Source organism: Streptomyces cinereoruber (assembly GCF_009299385.1).
Classification (GTDB): Bacteria; Actinomycetota; Actinomycetes; order Streptomycetales; family Streptomycetaceae; genus Streptomyces; species Streptomyces bikiniensis.
The window spans coordinates 3,270,781-3,285,271 of sequence record NZ_CP023693.1 but is presented as its reverse complement, the minus strand read 5'-3'; the positions used below and the strand labels follow the sequence as shown (position 1 = coordinate 3,285,271).

The window sequence follows — 14,491 nt, the reverse complement described above, 5'->3', positions numbered from 1 at the left end:
GACACGGTGATGACTGCACTGACGCGCGCCTTGCGCCTGACCTTCCACGGTGGGGGCCTGTCCTACCGGGCCCTGTTCAACTGGACCACCCCGCCCATGTTCATCGGCACCCTGCTGGTGAGCCCGCTGTTCCAGATCTTCTTCTTCGTCCACGTCGGACGGAACCTGGGCGTGGCGGACGACCGCTTCTACCTGCTGGGGAACGCGGTGCTCGCGACCAGCGTGCCCTGCGTGTACGGCGGGATCATGGCCGTCGCCAACGAGCGCCGGTACGGCACGCTGGGGGCGGTGCTGCTCAGCCCGCGGTCCCGGGGGCTGATCTGGGGCGGCCGGGTCCTGCCGTACGTGCTCAACGGCTTCGTCGTCATGGTCTTCATGATGGGCGTCGGCTCCCTGCTCCTCGGTCTCTCGCTGCCGGCCTCGGTGCTGCTGGGCCTCGCACAGGTCTTCGTGGTGGCCGCGGCCTCGTGCGCGCTCTTCGGGCTCGCGCTCGGCGCGCTGGCGGTCCGCATCCGGGACGTCTTCGTCATCTCGAACGCCGCCTTCACCCTGCTGCTCCTCTTCAGCGGCGCGAACCTGCCGGCGGAGGCGATGCCGGGCTGGATGAGCGCGGTGGGATCGGTCCTGCCGCTCTCCCACGCCATCACCGCGCTGCGGGCCCTGTTCGACGGCGCGTCGACCGCCGAGATCTGGACAAGCCTGGGGCTGGAGGCGGCGGTCGCGCTGGGGTACGCGGTACTGGCCTACGGCCTGCTCCGCTTTTTCGAGTGGCGCAGCCGCGCGAACGCCGCGCTGGACGTGATGTGACCCGATCCGGTCACCCGATCTGACAAACTTTGACAAGTATTGCCAAAGATCATCGGCCTGATCTAATCTCCTCTCGAACGCGCCGACCGGGACTTCACCTGCGCGGCGTTCCATTCGGCGCACACCGGCCTGGCCGGAAGTGCGCCACTGGCAGGGGGGAATGAAAGATGAGGATTGTTCGGCGACTGACCGGCGGTGTTGTCGTACTGCTGGCCGCCGCGGCGATCGCCGGCGGATCCGCTTTCCCGGGGGATTCCGCCGCATCGGCGCCGCAGGCCGCAGCGGGGGTGATCGTGATCGACTGGCCGTGACGGCCGGAATGCGCCGGGTGAGCAAAGGGTTGGCTTAATTGCCCCGATGGGCAATATTTGCCAGTCGATGACCCGGTGTGGAAACATGAGGGGGTGGGTCATTGGCGACCCGCCCCCTTTTCGGATCCCCCCGAATCCCGGAAAGGCGGAGAACAGCTTCCCGACAGAGGTGCACAGTGCTTGAGCAGCCCGGATTCGGCAAGCGGCTGCGTCAGCTGAGACAGCAGCGCGGCATTTCCCAGGTCACCCTCGCCGGAACGGGAATGTCGGCCGCATATCTGTCGAGGCTCGAATCCGGCAGCCGCCGCCCCACCGAACACGCCGTCGGCTACCTGGCGGAACGACTCGGCATCTCCGTCGACATGTTCGAGGACGACCGGCCCGAGGACAGCCTCACCGAGGTCGTCGCGGTCGTCGCCGCCATGCCGGAACGCGATCTCGACGCCGGGACCGGAACCCTCCTCACCGAGGCCCTGGAGGCGGCCGGCGAGGCGGACGACCTGACCCGCTGGCACGCCCTCGCCCAACTCGCCCGGGTGCACGAGGTGCTGGGCGACTTCCGCCGGGAGCGCGAGGCCCTCGCCGGCCTCGACGAACTCGGCAGGAGGCTCGGCCGCGCCGCCCTGCAGGGCCGCGCCCGGCTCAGGCTCGCGCACTGCGACCGCGACCTCGGCGACGTGAAGTCCGCCAGGGACGCGGTGGTCGAGGTCCTCGGCGACGAACGCCGGATGCGCATCTCCGCCGCCGACTCCGTACGCGCCCGGCTCCTGCTGGCGTCCTGCCAGGCCGAGCTCGGCGACCTCGCGGAGGCCGCGCGCCTGGTGGACGAGGTGTGCGGCTCGCTGGAGGGGGCCGGCGGCGCGCTGGCGGCCCAGGCGTACTGGAGCGCCGCCACGGTGGCCGCCCGGCAGGGCAACGACGCCCGCGCCGCGGAGTGCCTGACCCGGGCCATGGAGGTCGTCGACAGCCGCGACGACCTCACGCTCTGGCTGCGGCTGCGGCTGGCGGGCGCGTCCCTCTCCCTGGCGGCCGACCCGCCCCGCACGGCCGAGGCCGAAGAGTTCCTGGAGGCCGCCGAGCCCGCGCTGCGGCTCATCGGGAGCCCCCGGCACCAGCAGGAGATGTGCTTCCTCCAGGCGAAGCTGGCCTTCCACCAGGGCCGGCCGGAGCGCACGGAGGAACTCCTCGCCTCCGGAGAGGACGGCAAGCACCTGCTGTCCTACCGCGACCAGGTCCGGTTCGACGTGCTGCGCAGCCTCGTCGCGCTCCGCTCGGGCGACCGGGGCGTCCTCGACCGCCTCCGGGAGATCGCCGCACAGGTCCAGACGGCCAACATGCCGGACCTGGCGGCCGAGGTCTGGCGCACGGTCGCCCAGAACACGATCTGAGCACCCCGGGGGAGGCGCCCGCCCCCGGTTGACCTCCCGAACCGGAGCCGCCTAGCGTCGGCTGTCCGACGGGGGCGAGCGCGTGGGAGGTGGCCCGGTGGCCGACGGGATCGGGAGGCTGACGGCCGACGGGGCGCCCTTCGCCGTCGAGGACGGGACGTACGCGCACGGGCCGCGGACCCTGCGGGAGTTCGTGGAGGCGACCTGGGCCTACGGGGACCGGACGTTCCTCGTGCACGAGGGCGCCCGCACGACCTACCGCGAGTTCTTCGACGAGGCCTGCGGGCTCGCCCGGCGGCTCCTCGGCGCGTACGGACTCGTGCCCGGCGACCGGGTCGCCCTCGCCCTGCGGAACCTCCCCGAGTGGCAGGTCGCCTTCTGGGCCGCCCAGCTCGCCGGACTCGTCGCCGTACCCCTCAACGCCTGGTGGACCGAGGGCGAGTGCGCGTACGCGCTCGACGACTGCGCGCCCCGCGCGCTGCTCGTGGACGGGGAGCGGGCCGGGCGGACGCGGGCGTGGGCCCGGAAGCGGAAGGTGCCCGGGATCGTCCTCCACGGCCCGGCCGGGGAGGGCTTCGACGCGTACGTGCCCGACCGCGACCCGCACCTCGGCCCGCCGCCCGTCGACGTCCTCCCCGAGCACGACTCCACGATCGTCTACACCTCCGGCACCACCGGCCGCCCCAAGGGCGCCGTCGCCACCCACCTCGCGCAGGCCGGGGCCGCCATGAACCCCCGGTACTTCGCCGCCGCCGCGGCCCTCGCGCGCGGAGACGTCCCCGGCACCGGGCCCGCGCCCGTCTCCCTGACCACCTTCCCCTTCTTCCACGTCGCCGCCTTCACCTCCTTCTACGGCGTCATGGCCGCCGGCGGGACCCTCGTGACGATGCGGAAATGGGACGCCGGGGAGGCCCTCCGGCTGATCCGGGAACACCGCGTCACCCACTACGCGGGCGTGCCCACCACCGCCCTCCAGCTCCTCGAACGCGCCCGGAGCGACGGCGACCCGCTGGAGAGCCTCACCCTGCTCAGCACCGGCGGCGCCCCCGCCCCGCCCGGCATCGTCGCCGGGCTCACCGAGGCGTACGGGGAGCGCGTCGAGCCCCGCAACGGCTACGGGCTCACCGAGACCTGCGGCGGCGTCCTGGCGCACTTCGGCGCCGAGTACCGCGCCCACCCCGGCAGCGCCGGCCGCCCCTCGCCCACGACCGAGGTGCGGATCGACCGGCCCGACGCGCGGGGCGTGGGGGAGCTGTGGCTGCGCGGGCAGTCCCTGGTCCGGGGGTACTGGGAGGACGAGGAGGCCACCCGCGCCGCCTTCACCGACGACGGCTGGTTCCGCACCGGGGACCTCGCGCGCGTGGACGCGGACGGACGCGTCTCGATCGTGGACCGGCTCACCGACATGGTGGTCCGGGGCGGCGAGAACGTGTACTGCGTCGAGGTCGAGGCCGCCCTGCACGCGCACCCGGACGTCCTCGACGCCGCCGTCCTCGGCGTCCCCCACCCCGTCCTGGGGGAGGAGGTCGTGGCCGTCGTGCGGCGGCGGCCCGGGACGGCGCCGGACCCGGAGGCCCTGCGGGCGCACGTCGGCGGGAGCCTCGCCGCCTTCAAGGTGCCCGCCCGCGTCCTCGTACGGGAGGAGGAGCTGCCCCGGAACCCGACGGGCAAGATCCTCAAGCGGGAGCTGCGGGGGCTGTTCGAAGGCGGGGAGCCGGTGGGCCGGGAAGCGCCCGGTCGCGGGTGACGGCTCGGTCCGGGGTGACGCTCAGTCCCGGGTGACGCGCACCCGGTACGCGCCGTCCGCGCCCTCGTGCAGCACCGTGATCCGGACGCCGTTCGCGCGGTCCGTGAAGCTCTCGCCCGGCCCGTACGGCGCGTCCGACAGCTCCGCGTGGACGTTGGCGCGGCGCGTGCAGCCGCCGCTGGCCCGCTCGCTGTCGGAGACGGTCACCGGGCCGTGCCCGGTGTCGACGTCGGACTCGACGCGGTAGACGAGGACGCCCCGCTCGCACACGGCCTCGTCGTTGCCGCCCGGGCCGCGGACCTCGATCGCGTACCCGGAGGTGCCGGAGAGGGGGACGAACGCGAGCTTGGGGCCGCCGGGCTCCGCGAGCGGGGTGAGGTCGTACTCGGTGGTGCCGGCGGCCGAGGCGCAGTTCACCTGCTCGTTGTCGAGCCAGCCCAGCTTCCACTTGTGCCAGCCGAGCAGGTCGTTGTTGGCCCCCCAGTCCTCGGACATGATGTCCCAGTGCCCCACCGAGCCGCCGCCGTCGGCGGTGTAGAGGTCGGGCAGGCCGAAGACGTGCCCGTTCTCGTGCGGCAGGACCCGGTAGCCGGTCTCCGCGAAGCTGCCGGAGCCGTCGTCCTGGCGGCTGTAGACGAAGGACGTGTTGGCCAGCGGCACGCCGTCGGCGTACGGGGCGTCGTCGTTGCCGGAGAAGGTCACGGACAGGACGGTGTCGAGGGCCGAGGGCCCGGCGTTCGGCGTCACCAGGACGTTGACCAGGTCGTACGCGCTGAAGTCCACGCGCTCGTCCGCCGCCTTCACGATGTCCTCGACCAGGGAGCGGTAGCCCGGCTCGTACGGGGAGCCGCGCTCGATCCCGTACGCGGAGAACGCCCGGGGCATCCGCAGCCAGTCGGGTATCGGGGCCTCGGCCCGGTAGTGCAGCCGGCCGTACGAGCTGACGCGGAACCAGTCGGCGGTCTGCGGGAAGAACTCGCGGAAGCGGCCCATCGCCGTGCCGTCGCCGACGGCGTCCGGGAAGTCGATCATCAGGTTGAGGGCCCTGACGAGGCCCGTGGAGTGCACGTACCCGGGGGCGGTGGGCAGCCCCTCCGACATCTGCACGCCCATCGTCGTGGCGATGCGGCACGGCGCCAGCTGGGCGCTGGTGGGCGCGGCGGCGACGGGTCCCGCCGAGGCCGGGACGGGCTCCGGCAGGGTGGTGCTCGCGGAGGCGAGCAGGGTGAGGGAGAGGGTCGTGGTCGCCGCCAGGGCGACGGGTCTGCGTATCCGTCGGCGGGGGTGCTGCATGCGTCGCCTCTCCGGTGGGGGCAGGTCGGCGGACGGGCCGTTTCCGCGTGCGGGCGGGATCCGCGCTGTCCGATCAGCCTGTGACGGGCGGTTCGGGCGCGCGCGCCGGGTGGCCCGATCGTGGGTATTCCGTGAAACGAGGATTGTGTGACCGGGGTCACAGGAGTGGCCGGAAATAACCGGGGAGTGCGCCCCCGTTTACGCCTGTGTCGAGCGAAGCGGGGAACCTTTCCCCGGATGCGTCCTCCGTGGACGGGCTCGACCCGCAGAACCAGCCGCACCCCGACGACCCCGTGATTCCGAGGAGGACGTGACGTGACCAGTGACACCGGCACCGCGACCGCCCGCCGCGCGCCCCGGCCGCGGGCCGACGCCCTGCGCAACCGCGAGCGGATCGTGACGGCGGCCCGCGAGATGTTCGTCGAGTCCGGCTCCCAGGTGCCGTACGACGAGATCGCGCGCCGCGCCGGCGTCGGCAACGCCACGCTCTACCGGAACTTCCCCGAACGCGCCGACCTCGTCCGCGAGGTCGTCCTCTCCCTCATGGCCCGCGTCGCCGAGCTCGCCGAGCGGGCCGCCGCCGAGGAGGCCGACACCTTCGCCGCCCTGCGGCGCTTCGTCCACGGCGCCGCCGACGAGCGCGTCGGCGCCCTGTGCCTGATGCTCGACGGCGCCTTCGACCGGGACCACCCCGACCTGGTGGCCGAACGCGACCGCCTCGAAGGGGTCGTCCAGGGGATCGTGGACCGGGCGCAGCGGGCCGGCCGGCTCCGCGCCGACGTCGGCGTCGGCGACCTGATGCTGGCCGTCTCCCAGCTCACCCGCCCGCTGCCGGGCACCGCCTGCGCCGCCTTCACCCCGTTCGTCCACCGCCACCTGCAGCTGTTCCTCGACGGCCTGGAGGCGCCCGCGCGCTCCGAGCTGCCCGGGACGACCGCCACCCTGGAGGCCCTGAGGCGCGACTCCTGCCCGTCGTGACCCTTCCGTAGGCCCTCGCCGAAGGCCCCTGTCCCGGGGCCCGGGCGCCCGCACAGACTTACGTCCTTTTTCCGCCAGTACGCACCAAGAGGTGGCTCCACCCATGCCGAAAATCGCCGGCACCCCCGCGCGCACCGCGCCCACGCCCGACCCCGGGCGCTGGAAGGCCCTGGTCTTCATCGCCCTCGCCCAGCTGATGGTCGTCCTCGACGCGACGATCGTGAACATCGCCCTGCCCTCCGCCCAGCAGGACCTGGGGATCTCGGACGGCAACCGGCAGTGGGTCATCACCGCCTACGCCCTCGCCTTCGGCGGCCTCCTCCTCTTCGGCGGCCGGATCGCCGACCTGTGGGGCCGCAAGCGCACCTTCGTCGTCGGCCTGGCCGGCTTCGCCGCCGCCTCCGCCCTCGGCGGGGCCGCGACCGGCGAGGCCACGATGCTCGGCGCCCGCGCGCTCCAGGGCGCCTTCGGCGCGCTCCTCGCGCCCGCCGCGCTCTCGCTGCTCGCCGTGACCTTCACCGACGCCAAGGAGCGCGCCAAGGCCTTCGGCATCTACGGCGCGATCGCCGGCGGCGGCGGCGCCGTGGGCCTGATCCTGGGCGGCTTCCTCACCGAGTACCTGAACTGGCGCTGGACCTTCTTCGTCAACATCCCGTTCGCCGTGGTCGCCGCCGTCGGCGCGTACCTCGTCGTCCGCGAGCCGGCGGACGGCCGCAACCGCTCCCCGCTCGACGTCCCCGGCGTCATCCTGTCCACGCTCGGCCTGGTCGCCCTCGTGTACGGCTTCACCCGCGCCGAGTCCGAGGGCTGGAGCGACGCCGGCACCGTCGGCCTCTTCGTCGGCTCCGCCGTGCTGCTCGCGGCCTTCGTGCTCACCGAGGCGCGCGTGAAGTCCCCGCTGCTCCCGCTGCGCGTCCTGACCGACCGCAACCGCGGCGGCGTCTACCTGTCGCTCGGCCTCGCCGTCATCGCGATGTTCGGCCTGTTCCTCTTCCTCACGTACTACCTCCAGATCGTGAAGGGGTACTCGCCGGTCAGGACGGGCTTCGCGTTCCTGCCGATGATCGCGGGCATGATCGTGGGCTCGACCCAGATCGGCACCCGCCTGATGACCCGGGTCCCGCCGCGCCTGCTGATGGCGCCGGGCTTCCTGACCGCCGCCGTCGGCATGCTGCTCCTCACCCAGCTGGAGATCGGCACCTCGTACACCGGTCTGATCCTGCCCGCGCAGCTGCTGCTCGGCCTGGGCATGGGCACGGCGTTCATGCCGGCGATGTCGCTCGCGACGCACGGCGTGGACCCGCGCGACGCCGGTGTGGCCTCCGCGATGGTCAACACCTCGCAGCAGGTCGGCGGCGCCATCGGCACCGCCCTCCTGAACACGATCGCCGCCTCGGCCACCACCGCCTACCTGGCCGACCACGCGGCCGGCGCCACCACCCCGGCGGCCCAGAAGCTGCTCCAGCTCCAGGGCATGGTCGAGGGGTACGCGGCGGCCATCTGGTGGGCGGTCGGCATCCTGGCCGTCTCGGCCGCGATCGCCTTCGCGCTCATCAACACCGGCAAGCCGGAGGGCGGCGTGGTCGCCGGGTCCGGCACGGGAGCGGACGACGAGGTGAGGATCCCGGTCGTCGCGCACTGACCGCCGGAACCCCCGTGCCCCTGCCCTGGCCCCGCGTACGCGCGCACTCGCGTACTCAGCGGAGCCAGGGCAGGTCCGCGTCCGGGTCCGTCGGTTCGAGGCCCTCGGCCATCACCCGCATGATCTCGCCGAGCTGCTTCACCTGCTCCGCGGAGAGCCGGTCGAACAGGGCCTGGCGCACGGCGGCCACGTGGCCGGGCGCGTTCCTCCGCAGGACCTCCATGCCCTCGTCCGTGAGCCGGGCGAACTGGCCGCGCTTGTCGGAGGGGCAGTTCTCGCGCCGCACCCAGCCGTTCTTCTCCAGGCGGGCCACGGCGTGGGAGAGCCGGGAGCGGGTGATCTTGGCGTCCTTGGCCAGCTGGGTCATCCGCATGCGGCGGCGGGGCGCCTGGGAGAGCTGGACGAGCAGGCCGTAGTAGACGTGAGGCATTCCGGCGTCGCGCTGCAACTGGCGGTCGAGGTGGTCCTCCAGGAGCGTGGTGGCGTGGAGGTAGGCGCGCCAGACGTGGTGCTCCTCGTCGGTCAGCCAGCGGGGTTCGGTCATGTCTCCCATGGGTCCCATCGTACGACTCATTCTTGAAAGTTGAACTAAATGGGGCTAAGGTGCCTGTCCATAAGCTTGAAGTTTCAAGAACCATGGAAGGTCGAGGTGGTCGCCATGCAGGTCACGCCGGAACGGATGCCCGCCCTCTACCTGTCCCACGGCGCCCCGCCGCTCGCCGACGACCCCGTCTGGCCCGGCGAGCTGGCCGCCTGGTCCGCCGGCCTGCCGCGCCCGAAGGCGATCCTGATGGTCTCCGCCCACTGGGAAGAGGCCCCGCTCGCCCTCGGCGCCACCGAGACCGTCCCCCTCGTGTACGACTTCTGGGGCTTCCCCGAGCACTACTACCGGGTCGCGTACGCGGCCCCCGGCGCGCCCGCGCTCGCCGAGAGCGTCCGCAAGCTGCTCCGCGCGCCCGGCACGCCCGTGCAGGACGTCCCCGACCGGGGCCTCGACCACGGCGCGTACGTGCCGCTCGTCGAGATGTTCCCGGACGCCGACGTCCCCGTGCTCCAGATCTCCCTGCCCACCCTCGACCCGCGCCGGCTCATGGACGTCGGACGCCGGCTCGCCCCGCTGCGCGACGAGGGCGTCCTGATCGTGGGCAGCGGCTTCTTCACCCACAACCTGGCCGCGCTCCGGCACCCCGGGGGCGGCGTGCCCGGCTGGTCCGCCGAGTTCGACGCCTGGGGCCACGAGGCCCTCGCCGCGCGGGACGTCGACGCCCTCCTCGACTTCGCGCACGCCTCGCCCGCCGGACGCCTCGCCCACCCCCGCACCGAGCACTTCGCGCCCCTCTTCGTCACCCTGGGCGCGGCGGACGCGGCCGGGGACCTCGACGCCGGGCGGTCGGTGATCGACGGCTTCTGGATGGGCCTGGCCAAGCGGTCCGTGCAGTTCGGCTGACCGTCCCCGGGAGGCAACCGGCCGCCCTCGCCCCGCGTCTGAAGGGGTGGCGCCGGATGTGAGCGCGGTCTCACCGACAGTGTGGTCGAGGGCCCCGTGAGCGACGCCGCAGCCCCCTCCGTGCCCGGTCTGACCTGCGCCTCCGCCGGTTCCGGCGGCATGCCCGCAGGGGCGGAAGCCGCGCAGGATACTGCATGATCGCGAAAATCCATGTGCCGGGTGGGAATTCTGTCCTGATTCCAGTCGTTGTTTCCGTCGGATGCAGGGCACCCGAAAGGGTGTCGCGACCTACTCAGCAAGGGAGCACGCATGGCAACCCGTGCCGTCGCCCGCCGTCAGACCTCCGCGAAGAGCGGGGCGGAGCGGGCGAGCAGCGTTCGCGCCGTGGGCGGGGAGATCGCCGACCGCGACCTGGTCGGCATGTACCTCGACGAGATCGCGCGCACGCCCCTGCTCGACGCCGCCAAGGAGGTCGAGCTCTCCCAGACGATCGAGGCCGGGGTCTACGCCCGGCAGATCCTGGACGAAGAGGTGGAGAGCGAGGCGGGCGGCGCGTCCCGCGAGGAGCTGGAAGCGCTGGCCGCCGAGGGCGAGCGCGCCAAGGACCTCTTCATCAAGTCCAACCTGCGGCTCGTGGTGGCCGTCGCCCGGCGCTACCCGCGCAGCGGGCTCCCCCTGCTCGACCTGATCCAGGAGGGGAACGCGGGCCTGGTGCGCGCGGTCGAGAAGTTCGACTACGCCAAGGGCTTCAAGTTCTCCACGTACGCCACGTGGTGGATCCGGCAGGCCATCACCCGCTCCATCGCCGACCAGTCCCGCACCATCCGGCTCCCCGTCCACCTCGTGGAGGAGCTCGGCCGGATCCGGCGCGTGCAGCGCGAGTTCAACCGGGAGCACGGGCGCGAGCCCGAGCCCGCCGAGATCGCCGCCGAGCTCGGCTCGACGCCGGAGCGGGTCGTGGACGTCATGGACTGGGCGCGGGACCCCGTCTCGCTGAACATGTCGGTGGACGACGAGGGCGAGACCCAGTTCGGCGACCTCCTGGAGGACACCTCGGCGGTCTCGCCGGAGCAGTCGGTGCTCACGCTGCTGCGCAGCGAGGAGCTGGACGACCTCATCGACAAGCTGGACCACCGGACGGCCTCGATCATCCGCATGCGGTACGGCATCGAGGACGGGCGCGAGCGGACGCTGACCGAGGTCGGCAAGGAACACGGCCTGACCCGCGAGCGGATCCGCCAGATCGAGAAGCACGCGCTCCTGGAGCTGAAGAAGATGGCCCGCGACACGGGCTTCGACGCGGTGGCCTGAGGCCTTTCCGCGGTCGGCCCGGGGGGCCGGGGACGACGCCCGTCCCCGGCCCCCGGCCGCGCGCCTACCCCCGCACCGACGCCGCGAGCCGCCCCGCCAGGCCCTCCACATATGCCCGCAGCGGCTCCGGTCCGTGGACGGTGAAGGGGGCGTCGACCAGGGCCAGGCGCAGCGCCAGCCACTCGACCGAGTCGGCGGTCCGGGCGCGCAGCCGGCAGGTCGCGGGGCCCGTCGCGGCCGGGGCCAGATGGGCCGGGAGGCGGGCCGTCACGAAGTCGGCCGGGGCCTCGAAGGAGACGTCCAGGTCCAGCTCCGGCTGCGACCGGGCCGTCGAGCGGGTGAGCATCTGCGCCGCGTCGTCCGCCGGCAGCTCGCGCGGGGTGAAGCGGGCCCCGGTGGCCAGCGGGTCGCTGACCCGGTCGACCCGGAAGGTGCGCCAGTCCGCGCGCCCCAGGTCGTACGCCACGAGGTACCAGCGGTATCCGGTGGAGACCAGCCGGTACGGCTCCACCAGGCGCTTCGTCTCGGCGCCGTCGCCCGCCCGGTAGCCGAAGCGCAGCTTCTCCCGCCCGGTGACCGCGCCCGCGAGCGCGGTCAGGGTGGCGGGCGCGACCGTGGCGCCGTCGCCCCGGGTCAGCGGGATCGTCGCGTTCTGGAGGGTGGAGACCCGGTGCCGGAGCCGGGCGGGCAGCACCTGCTCCAGCTTCGCCAGGGCCCGTACGGAGGCCTCCTCGACGCCCTCGATGGCGTGCCCGGCCCCGGCGCGCAGGCCGACCGCGATGGCGACGGCCTCCTCGTCGTCGAGGAGCAGCGGCGGCATGGCCGTACCGGCGACGAGCCGGTAGCCGCCCACCGCGCCCAGGGTCGCCTCGACCGGATAGCCGAGGTCGCGGAGCCGGTCGATGTCCCGGCGGATGGTGCGCGGGGAGACCGAGAGGCGTTCGGCGAGCTCGCTTCCGGGCCACTCGCGCGGGGTCTGGAGGAGCGACAGCAGATGCAGGAGTCGTGCCGGAGTGTCCGTCATGCCGTCCAGGATGCGGCCGATCTAGGACACGACCTGACCTATATGACTCCTATCTTTCTTCGTATGAGTTCACACGACGCCGTCACGGACGCGGCGAACCCGGCCGGGCCCGGCACCGACTCCGGCGACAAGCGGCGCTGGATAGCCCTCGCCATCGTCATGACCGCCGCCTTCATGGACCTGGTCGACGCCACGATCGTCAACATCGCGATCCCCAGCATCGAGCGGGACCTCGGCGCCTCCTTCGGGGCCATCCAGTGGATCACCGCCGGGTACGCGCTCGCGTTCGCCGCCGGACTGATCACCGGCGGGCGGCTCGGCGACATCTACGGCCGCAAGCGCCTCTTCCTCCTCGGCACCGCCGGCTTCACGCTCGCCTCGGCGCTCTGCGGCTTCGCGGCCGGCCCGGAGATGCTGGTCGCCTCCCGCCTCCTCCAGGGCGCGGCGGCCGCGATGATGGTGCCGCAGGTCCTGTCGATCGTCCACGTCACCTTCCCGGCGCACGAGCGCGGCAAGGTCTTCGGGCTCTTCGGCGCGATCGTCGGCCTGGGCGCGGTCTCCGGCCCGCTGCTCGGCGCGCTGCTCACCCAGTGGAACATCGCGGGCCTGGAGTGGCGCCCGATCTTCCTCATCAACCTGCCGGTCGGCATCGCCGGCCTGCTCCTGGGCCGGAAGTACATCATCGAGTCCAAGGCGCCGAAGGCCCTCCGCCTCGACCTGGTCGGCGTGCTCCTGGTGACGGCCGCGCTGCTCATGCTGATCTACCCGCTGACGCGCGGCCGCGAGCTGGACTGGCCGATGTGGGGCCACCTGATGATGGCCGGCAGCCTGCCCGTCTTCGGCATCCTCGTCGCGTACGAGAGGTACAAGACGCGCAAGGACGGTTCGCCGCTCGTCGAGCTGTCGCTGTTCAGGGTGAAGAGCTTCGCGGCCGGCATCGCCGTCCAGCTCACCTTCGGCATCGTGATGGGCATCTTCTTCCTGGTCTGGACGCTCTACATGCAGATCGGGCTCGGCTGGACCCCGCTGCGGGCGGGCCTCACCGGGGTGCCGTTCTCGATCGCCGTCTCGGTGGCCGCCGGCCTGTCGGTGCAGAAGCTGGTGCCGCGCTTCGGCCGCAAGGTGCTCCAGGCGGGCGCCCTGACGATGACGGCGGGCGTCCTGCTCTACCTCTTCGAGGCGGGCCGGTACGGGACGGGGATCTCGTCCTGGCAGATGGTCCCGCCGCTGGTCGTCATGGGCCTCGGCATGGGCCTGATCGTGGCGCCGCTGACGGACGCGGTCCTCTCGGAGGTGCCGCGCGAGCACGCCGGCTCGGCCTCGGGCCTGATCAACACCACCACGCAGATGGGCAACGCGCTCGGCCTCGGCCTGGTGTCGGTCGTCTTCTTCGGCGTGATCGACGACGAGCGCCTCGGGAAGGCCCCGGCGGAGACGGGCGCGGCGTTCGTCGACGCCTTCCAGAACTCCCTGGGCTGGGTGACGGGCGTCCTCGCCGTGATCTTCCTGGTGATGTTCGCGCTGCCCGCGAAGCCGAAGCAGCACCTGGAGGGCGGCGGCGACGAGCCCGCCCCGGAGCCGGGCGTCGAGAAGGAGCCGGCGCTCACGCACTGAGCGCGACCTCTTCGGAAGGGCCCTCGCCCCGGGAGACCGTCCCGGGGCGAGGGCCCTTCCGCACGCACGGGCGTACGGGCTTACGGTCCTACGGGCGGGGCTCAGCGCACCCGGGCGCGGGACTCCATCGCCCCGCGGGCCGTGTCCTCGTCCTCGTACACCTCGCACATGTGACGCCCGTCGGGGGTCGCCGTGTGCTCGACCTCCCAGAGGCTGACCTCGCTGCCGTCGAGCAGCAGGAACTGGTGCTCGTAGAGGGTGAAGCCGGCGTCCCGGCCGCCCGCCACGGGGCAGTGGCGCCCGAACGCCTGCGTGATGTGGTGCGCGAAGGCGAGCCGGAGGCGGCGGGCCGTCTCCTCGCCCGGCCGGTCCGCGTTCTCCGCGCGCCGCAGGACGCGGCGCGCGTGGTCGGCGGAGTTGTCCGGGACGTACATCCGGGGCTGGGCGGGTATCGGGCGGGCGAGCAGGGCGCTCAGCAGCTCGAAGTCGTCGTCCTCGTCGAGGACGCGCCCGTCGGCGTACTCGGCCGACCAGCGCGTCGGCGGCCCGGAGGGCAGCCGGGAGGCGGCGAGCCGGGCCTCCGCCTCCTCCGTGTACAGCTCGTGCCGTTCGACGCCGTCCCGGCCGGCGTCGTGCACCAGCTCCCACAGGCTGAGGGTGCTGCCGTCGGCGAGCAGATAGGTGTGGCGGTGGGTCGTGCGGTGCAGCGACGCGCTGTGGTGCGAGGAGTGCAGCGCGCTGGAGTGCGCGAGCGCCGTGGCGAGGCGCTCGACGGTCGGATCGGGCAGGTCGAAGGAGTTGAGCGCCCGGCCGAGGAGCCGCTCGACGTGCGCCTCGGTCGTCTCGTACGGATCGGGGTGATCCTGCGGATCGTTCAAGGGGATCTCCAGGCCGTCGCCGCATGTCACTTGGTGCTTGCTTAACGTAGT

At 73.0% G+C, this 14,491-nt stretch carries 13 protein-coding genes; 9 read left to right on the top strand and 4 right to left on the bottom strand.

Annotated elements, in window-relative coordinates; translation table 11 throughout:
• The first annotated feature begins 9 nt into the window (after positions 1–9).
• The 4 genes from CP977_RS14540 to CP977_RS14530 all read left to right on the top strand — a co-directional run bounded on the left by CP977_RS14540 (position 10) and on the right by CP977_RS14530 (position 4,253).
• Complete coding sequence (locus CP977_RS14540) at positions 10–807, top strand: ABC transporter permease (RefSeq protein ID WP_109187210.1); 798 nt, start codon at positions 10–12, stop codon at positions 805–807.
• Positions 808–974: 167 nt separating this feature from the next.
• Positions 975–1,118, top strand: a complete 144-nt coding sequence (locus CP977_RS34065; protein WP_159057789.1) for a hypothetical protein — start codon at positions 975–977, stop codon at positions 1,116–1,118.
• Positions 1,119–1,294: 176 nt separating this feature from the next.
• Positions 1,295–2,506 carry a helix-turn-helix domain-containing protein gene (locus CP977_RS14535; RefSeq protein WP_062754721.1) on the top strand — a complete coding sequence of 404 codons (1,212 nt, stop codon included), beginning with the start codon at positions 1,295–1,297 and terminating at the stop codon, positions 2,504–2,506.
• A gap of 97 nt (positions 2,507–2,603) precedes the next feature.
• Positions 2,604–4,253, top strand: a complete 1,650-nt coding sequence (locus CP977_RS14530; protein WP_062754723.1) for a class I adenylate-forming enzyme family protein — start codon at positions 2,604–2,606, stop codon at positions 4,251–4,253.
• Positions 4,254–4,274: 21 nt separating this feature from the next.
• On the opposite strand, the gene CP977_RS14525 is transcribed toward CP977_RS14530, so the two are convergent.
• Positions 4,275–5,546 (bottom strand): M6 family metalloprotease domain-containing protein, encoded by a 1,272-nt coding sequence (locus CP977_RS14525; protein ID WP_062754725.1) that lies wholly within the window; start codon positions 5,544–5,546, stop codon positions 4,275–4,277.
• A gap of 315 nt (positions 5,547–5,861) precedes the next feature.
• Here CP977_RS14525 and CP977_RS14520 point away from each other — a divergent pair, with 315 nt between their 5' ends.
• Together CP977_RS14520 and CP977_RS14515 are read left to right on the top strand one after the other, a co-directional pair.
• The gene (locus tag CP977_RS14520; protein ID WP_062754728.1) at positions 5,862–6,524 is read left to right on the top strand and encodes a TetR/AcrR family transcriptional regulator; all 663 of its coding nucleotides are present in this window, start codon (positions 5,862–5,864) and stop codon (positions 6,522–6,524) included.
• A gap of 103 nt (positions 6,525–6,627) precedes the next feature.
• Positions 6,628–8,166: an MFS transporter gene (locus CP977_RS14515; protein WP_062754730.1), complete on the top strand. Its 1,539-nt coding sequence runs from the start codon at positions 6,628–6,630 to the stop codon at positions 8,164–8,166.
• Positions 8,167–8,221: 55 nt separating this feature from the next.
• On the opposite strand, the gene CP977_RS14510 is transcribed toward CP977_RS14515, so the two are convergent.
• A complete protein-coding gene (locus CP977_RS14510) occupies positions 8,222–8,728 on the bottom strand; it encodes a MarR family winged helix-turn-helix transcriptional regulator (protein WP_104860490.1) in 507 nt (168 codons plus the stop codon).
• A 96-nt stretch (positions 8,729–8,824) separates the two neighbouring features.
• On the opposite strand from CP977_RS14510, the gene CP977_RS14505 reads away from it, so the two are divergent.
• Positions 8,825–9,613: a dioxygenase family protein gene (locus CP977_RS14505; protein WP_062757039.1), complete on the top strand. Its 789-nt coding sequence runs from the start codon at positions 8,825–8,827 to the stop codon at positions 9,611–9,613.
• 309 nt (positions 9,614–9,922) lie between these two features.
• Complete coding sequence (locus tag CP977_RS14500; protein WP_109187207.1) at positions 9,923–10,924, top strand: sigma-70 family RNA polymerase sigma factor; 1,002 nt, start codon at positions 9,923–9,925, stop codon at positions 10,922–10,924.
• 64 nt (positions 10,925–10,988) lie between these two features.
• On the opposite strand, the gene CP977_RS14495 is transcribed toward CP977_RS14500, so the two are convergent.
• The gene (locus tag CP977_RS14495) at positions 10,989–11,948 is read right to left on the bottom strand and encodes a helix-turn-helix transcriptional regulator (RefSeq protein WP_062754736.1); all 960 of its coding nucleotides are present in this window, start codon (positions 11,946–11,948) and stop codon (positions 10,989–10,991) included.
• A gap of 63 nt (positions 11,949–12,011) precedes the next feature.
• Here CP977_RS14495 and CP977_RS14490 point away from each other — a divergent pair, with 63 nt between their 5' ends.
• Positions 12,012–13,562, top strand: coding sequence for an MFS transporter (locus CP977_RS14490; RefSeq protein WP_062754738.1), 1,551 nt, complete (start codon positions 12,012–12,014; stop codon positions 13,560–13,562).
• 101 nt (positions 13,563–13,663) lie between these two features.
• Here the strand turns inward: CP977_RS14490 and CP977_RS14485 are convergent, their stop codons facing one another.
• A complete protein-coding gene (locus tag CP977_RS14485; protein ID WP_062754740.1) occupies positions 13,664–14,440 on the bottom strand; it encodes a DUF6227 family protein in 777 nt (258 codons plus the stop codon).
• Between the last annotated feature and the right edge of the window lie 51 nt (positions 14,441–14,491).

Excerpts from the sequence above, each read along its gene's own strand:
- CP977_RS14500 (WP_109187207.1), top strand. The coding sequence starts at position 9,923 with ATGGCAACCCGTGCCGTCGCCCGCCGTCAGACCTCCGCGAAGAGCGGG.
- CP977_RS14525 (WP_062754725.1), bottom strand. The coding sequence starts at position 5,546 with ATGCAGCACCCCCGCCGACGGATACGCAGACCCGTCGCCCTGGCGGCG.
- CP977_RS14490 (WP_062754738.1), top strand. The coding sequence starts at position 12,012 with ATGAGTTCACACGACGCCGTCACGGACGCGGCGAACCCGGCCGGGCCC.
- CP977_RS14540 (WP_109187210.1), top strand. The coding sequence starts at position 10 with ATGACTGCACTGACGCGCGCCTTGCGCCTGACCTTCCACGGTGGGGGC.
- CP977_RS14505 (WP_062757039.1), top strand. The coding sequence starts at position 8,825 with ATGCAGGTCACGCCGGAACGGATGCCCGCCCTCTACCTGTCCCACGGC.
- CP977_RS14495 (WP_062754736.1), bottom strand. The coding sequence starts at position 11,948 with ATGACGGACACTCCGGCACGACTCCTGCATCTGCTGTCGCTCCTCCAG.
- CP977_RS14515 (WP_062754730.1), top strand. The coding sequence starts at position 6,628 with ATGCCGAAAATCGCCGGCACCCCCGCGCGCACCGCGCCCACGCCCGAC.
- CP977_RS14510 (WP_104860490.1), bottom strand. The coding sequence starts at position 8,728 with ATGGGACCCATGGGAGACATGACCGAACCCCGCTGGCTGACCGACGAG.
- CP977_RS34065 (WP_159057789.1), top strand. The coding sequence starts at position 975 with ATGAGGATTGTTCGGCGACTGACCGGCGGTGTTGTCGTACTGCTGGCC.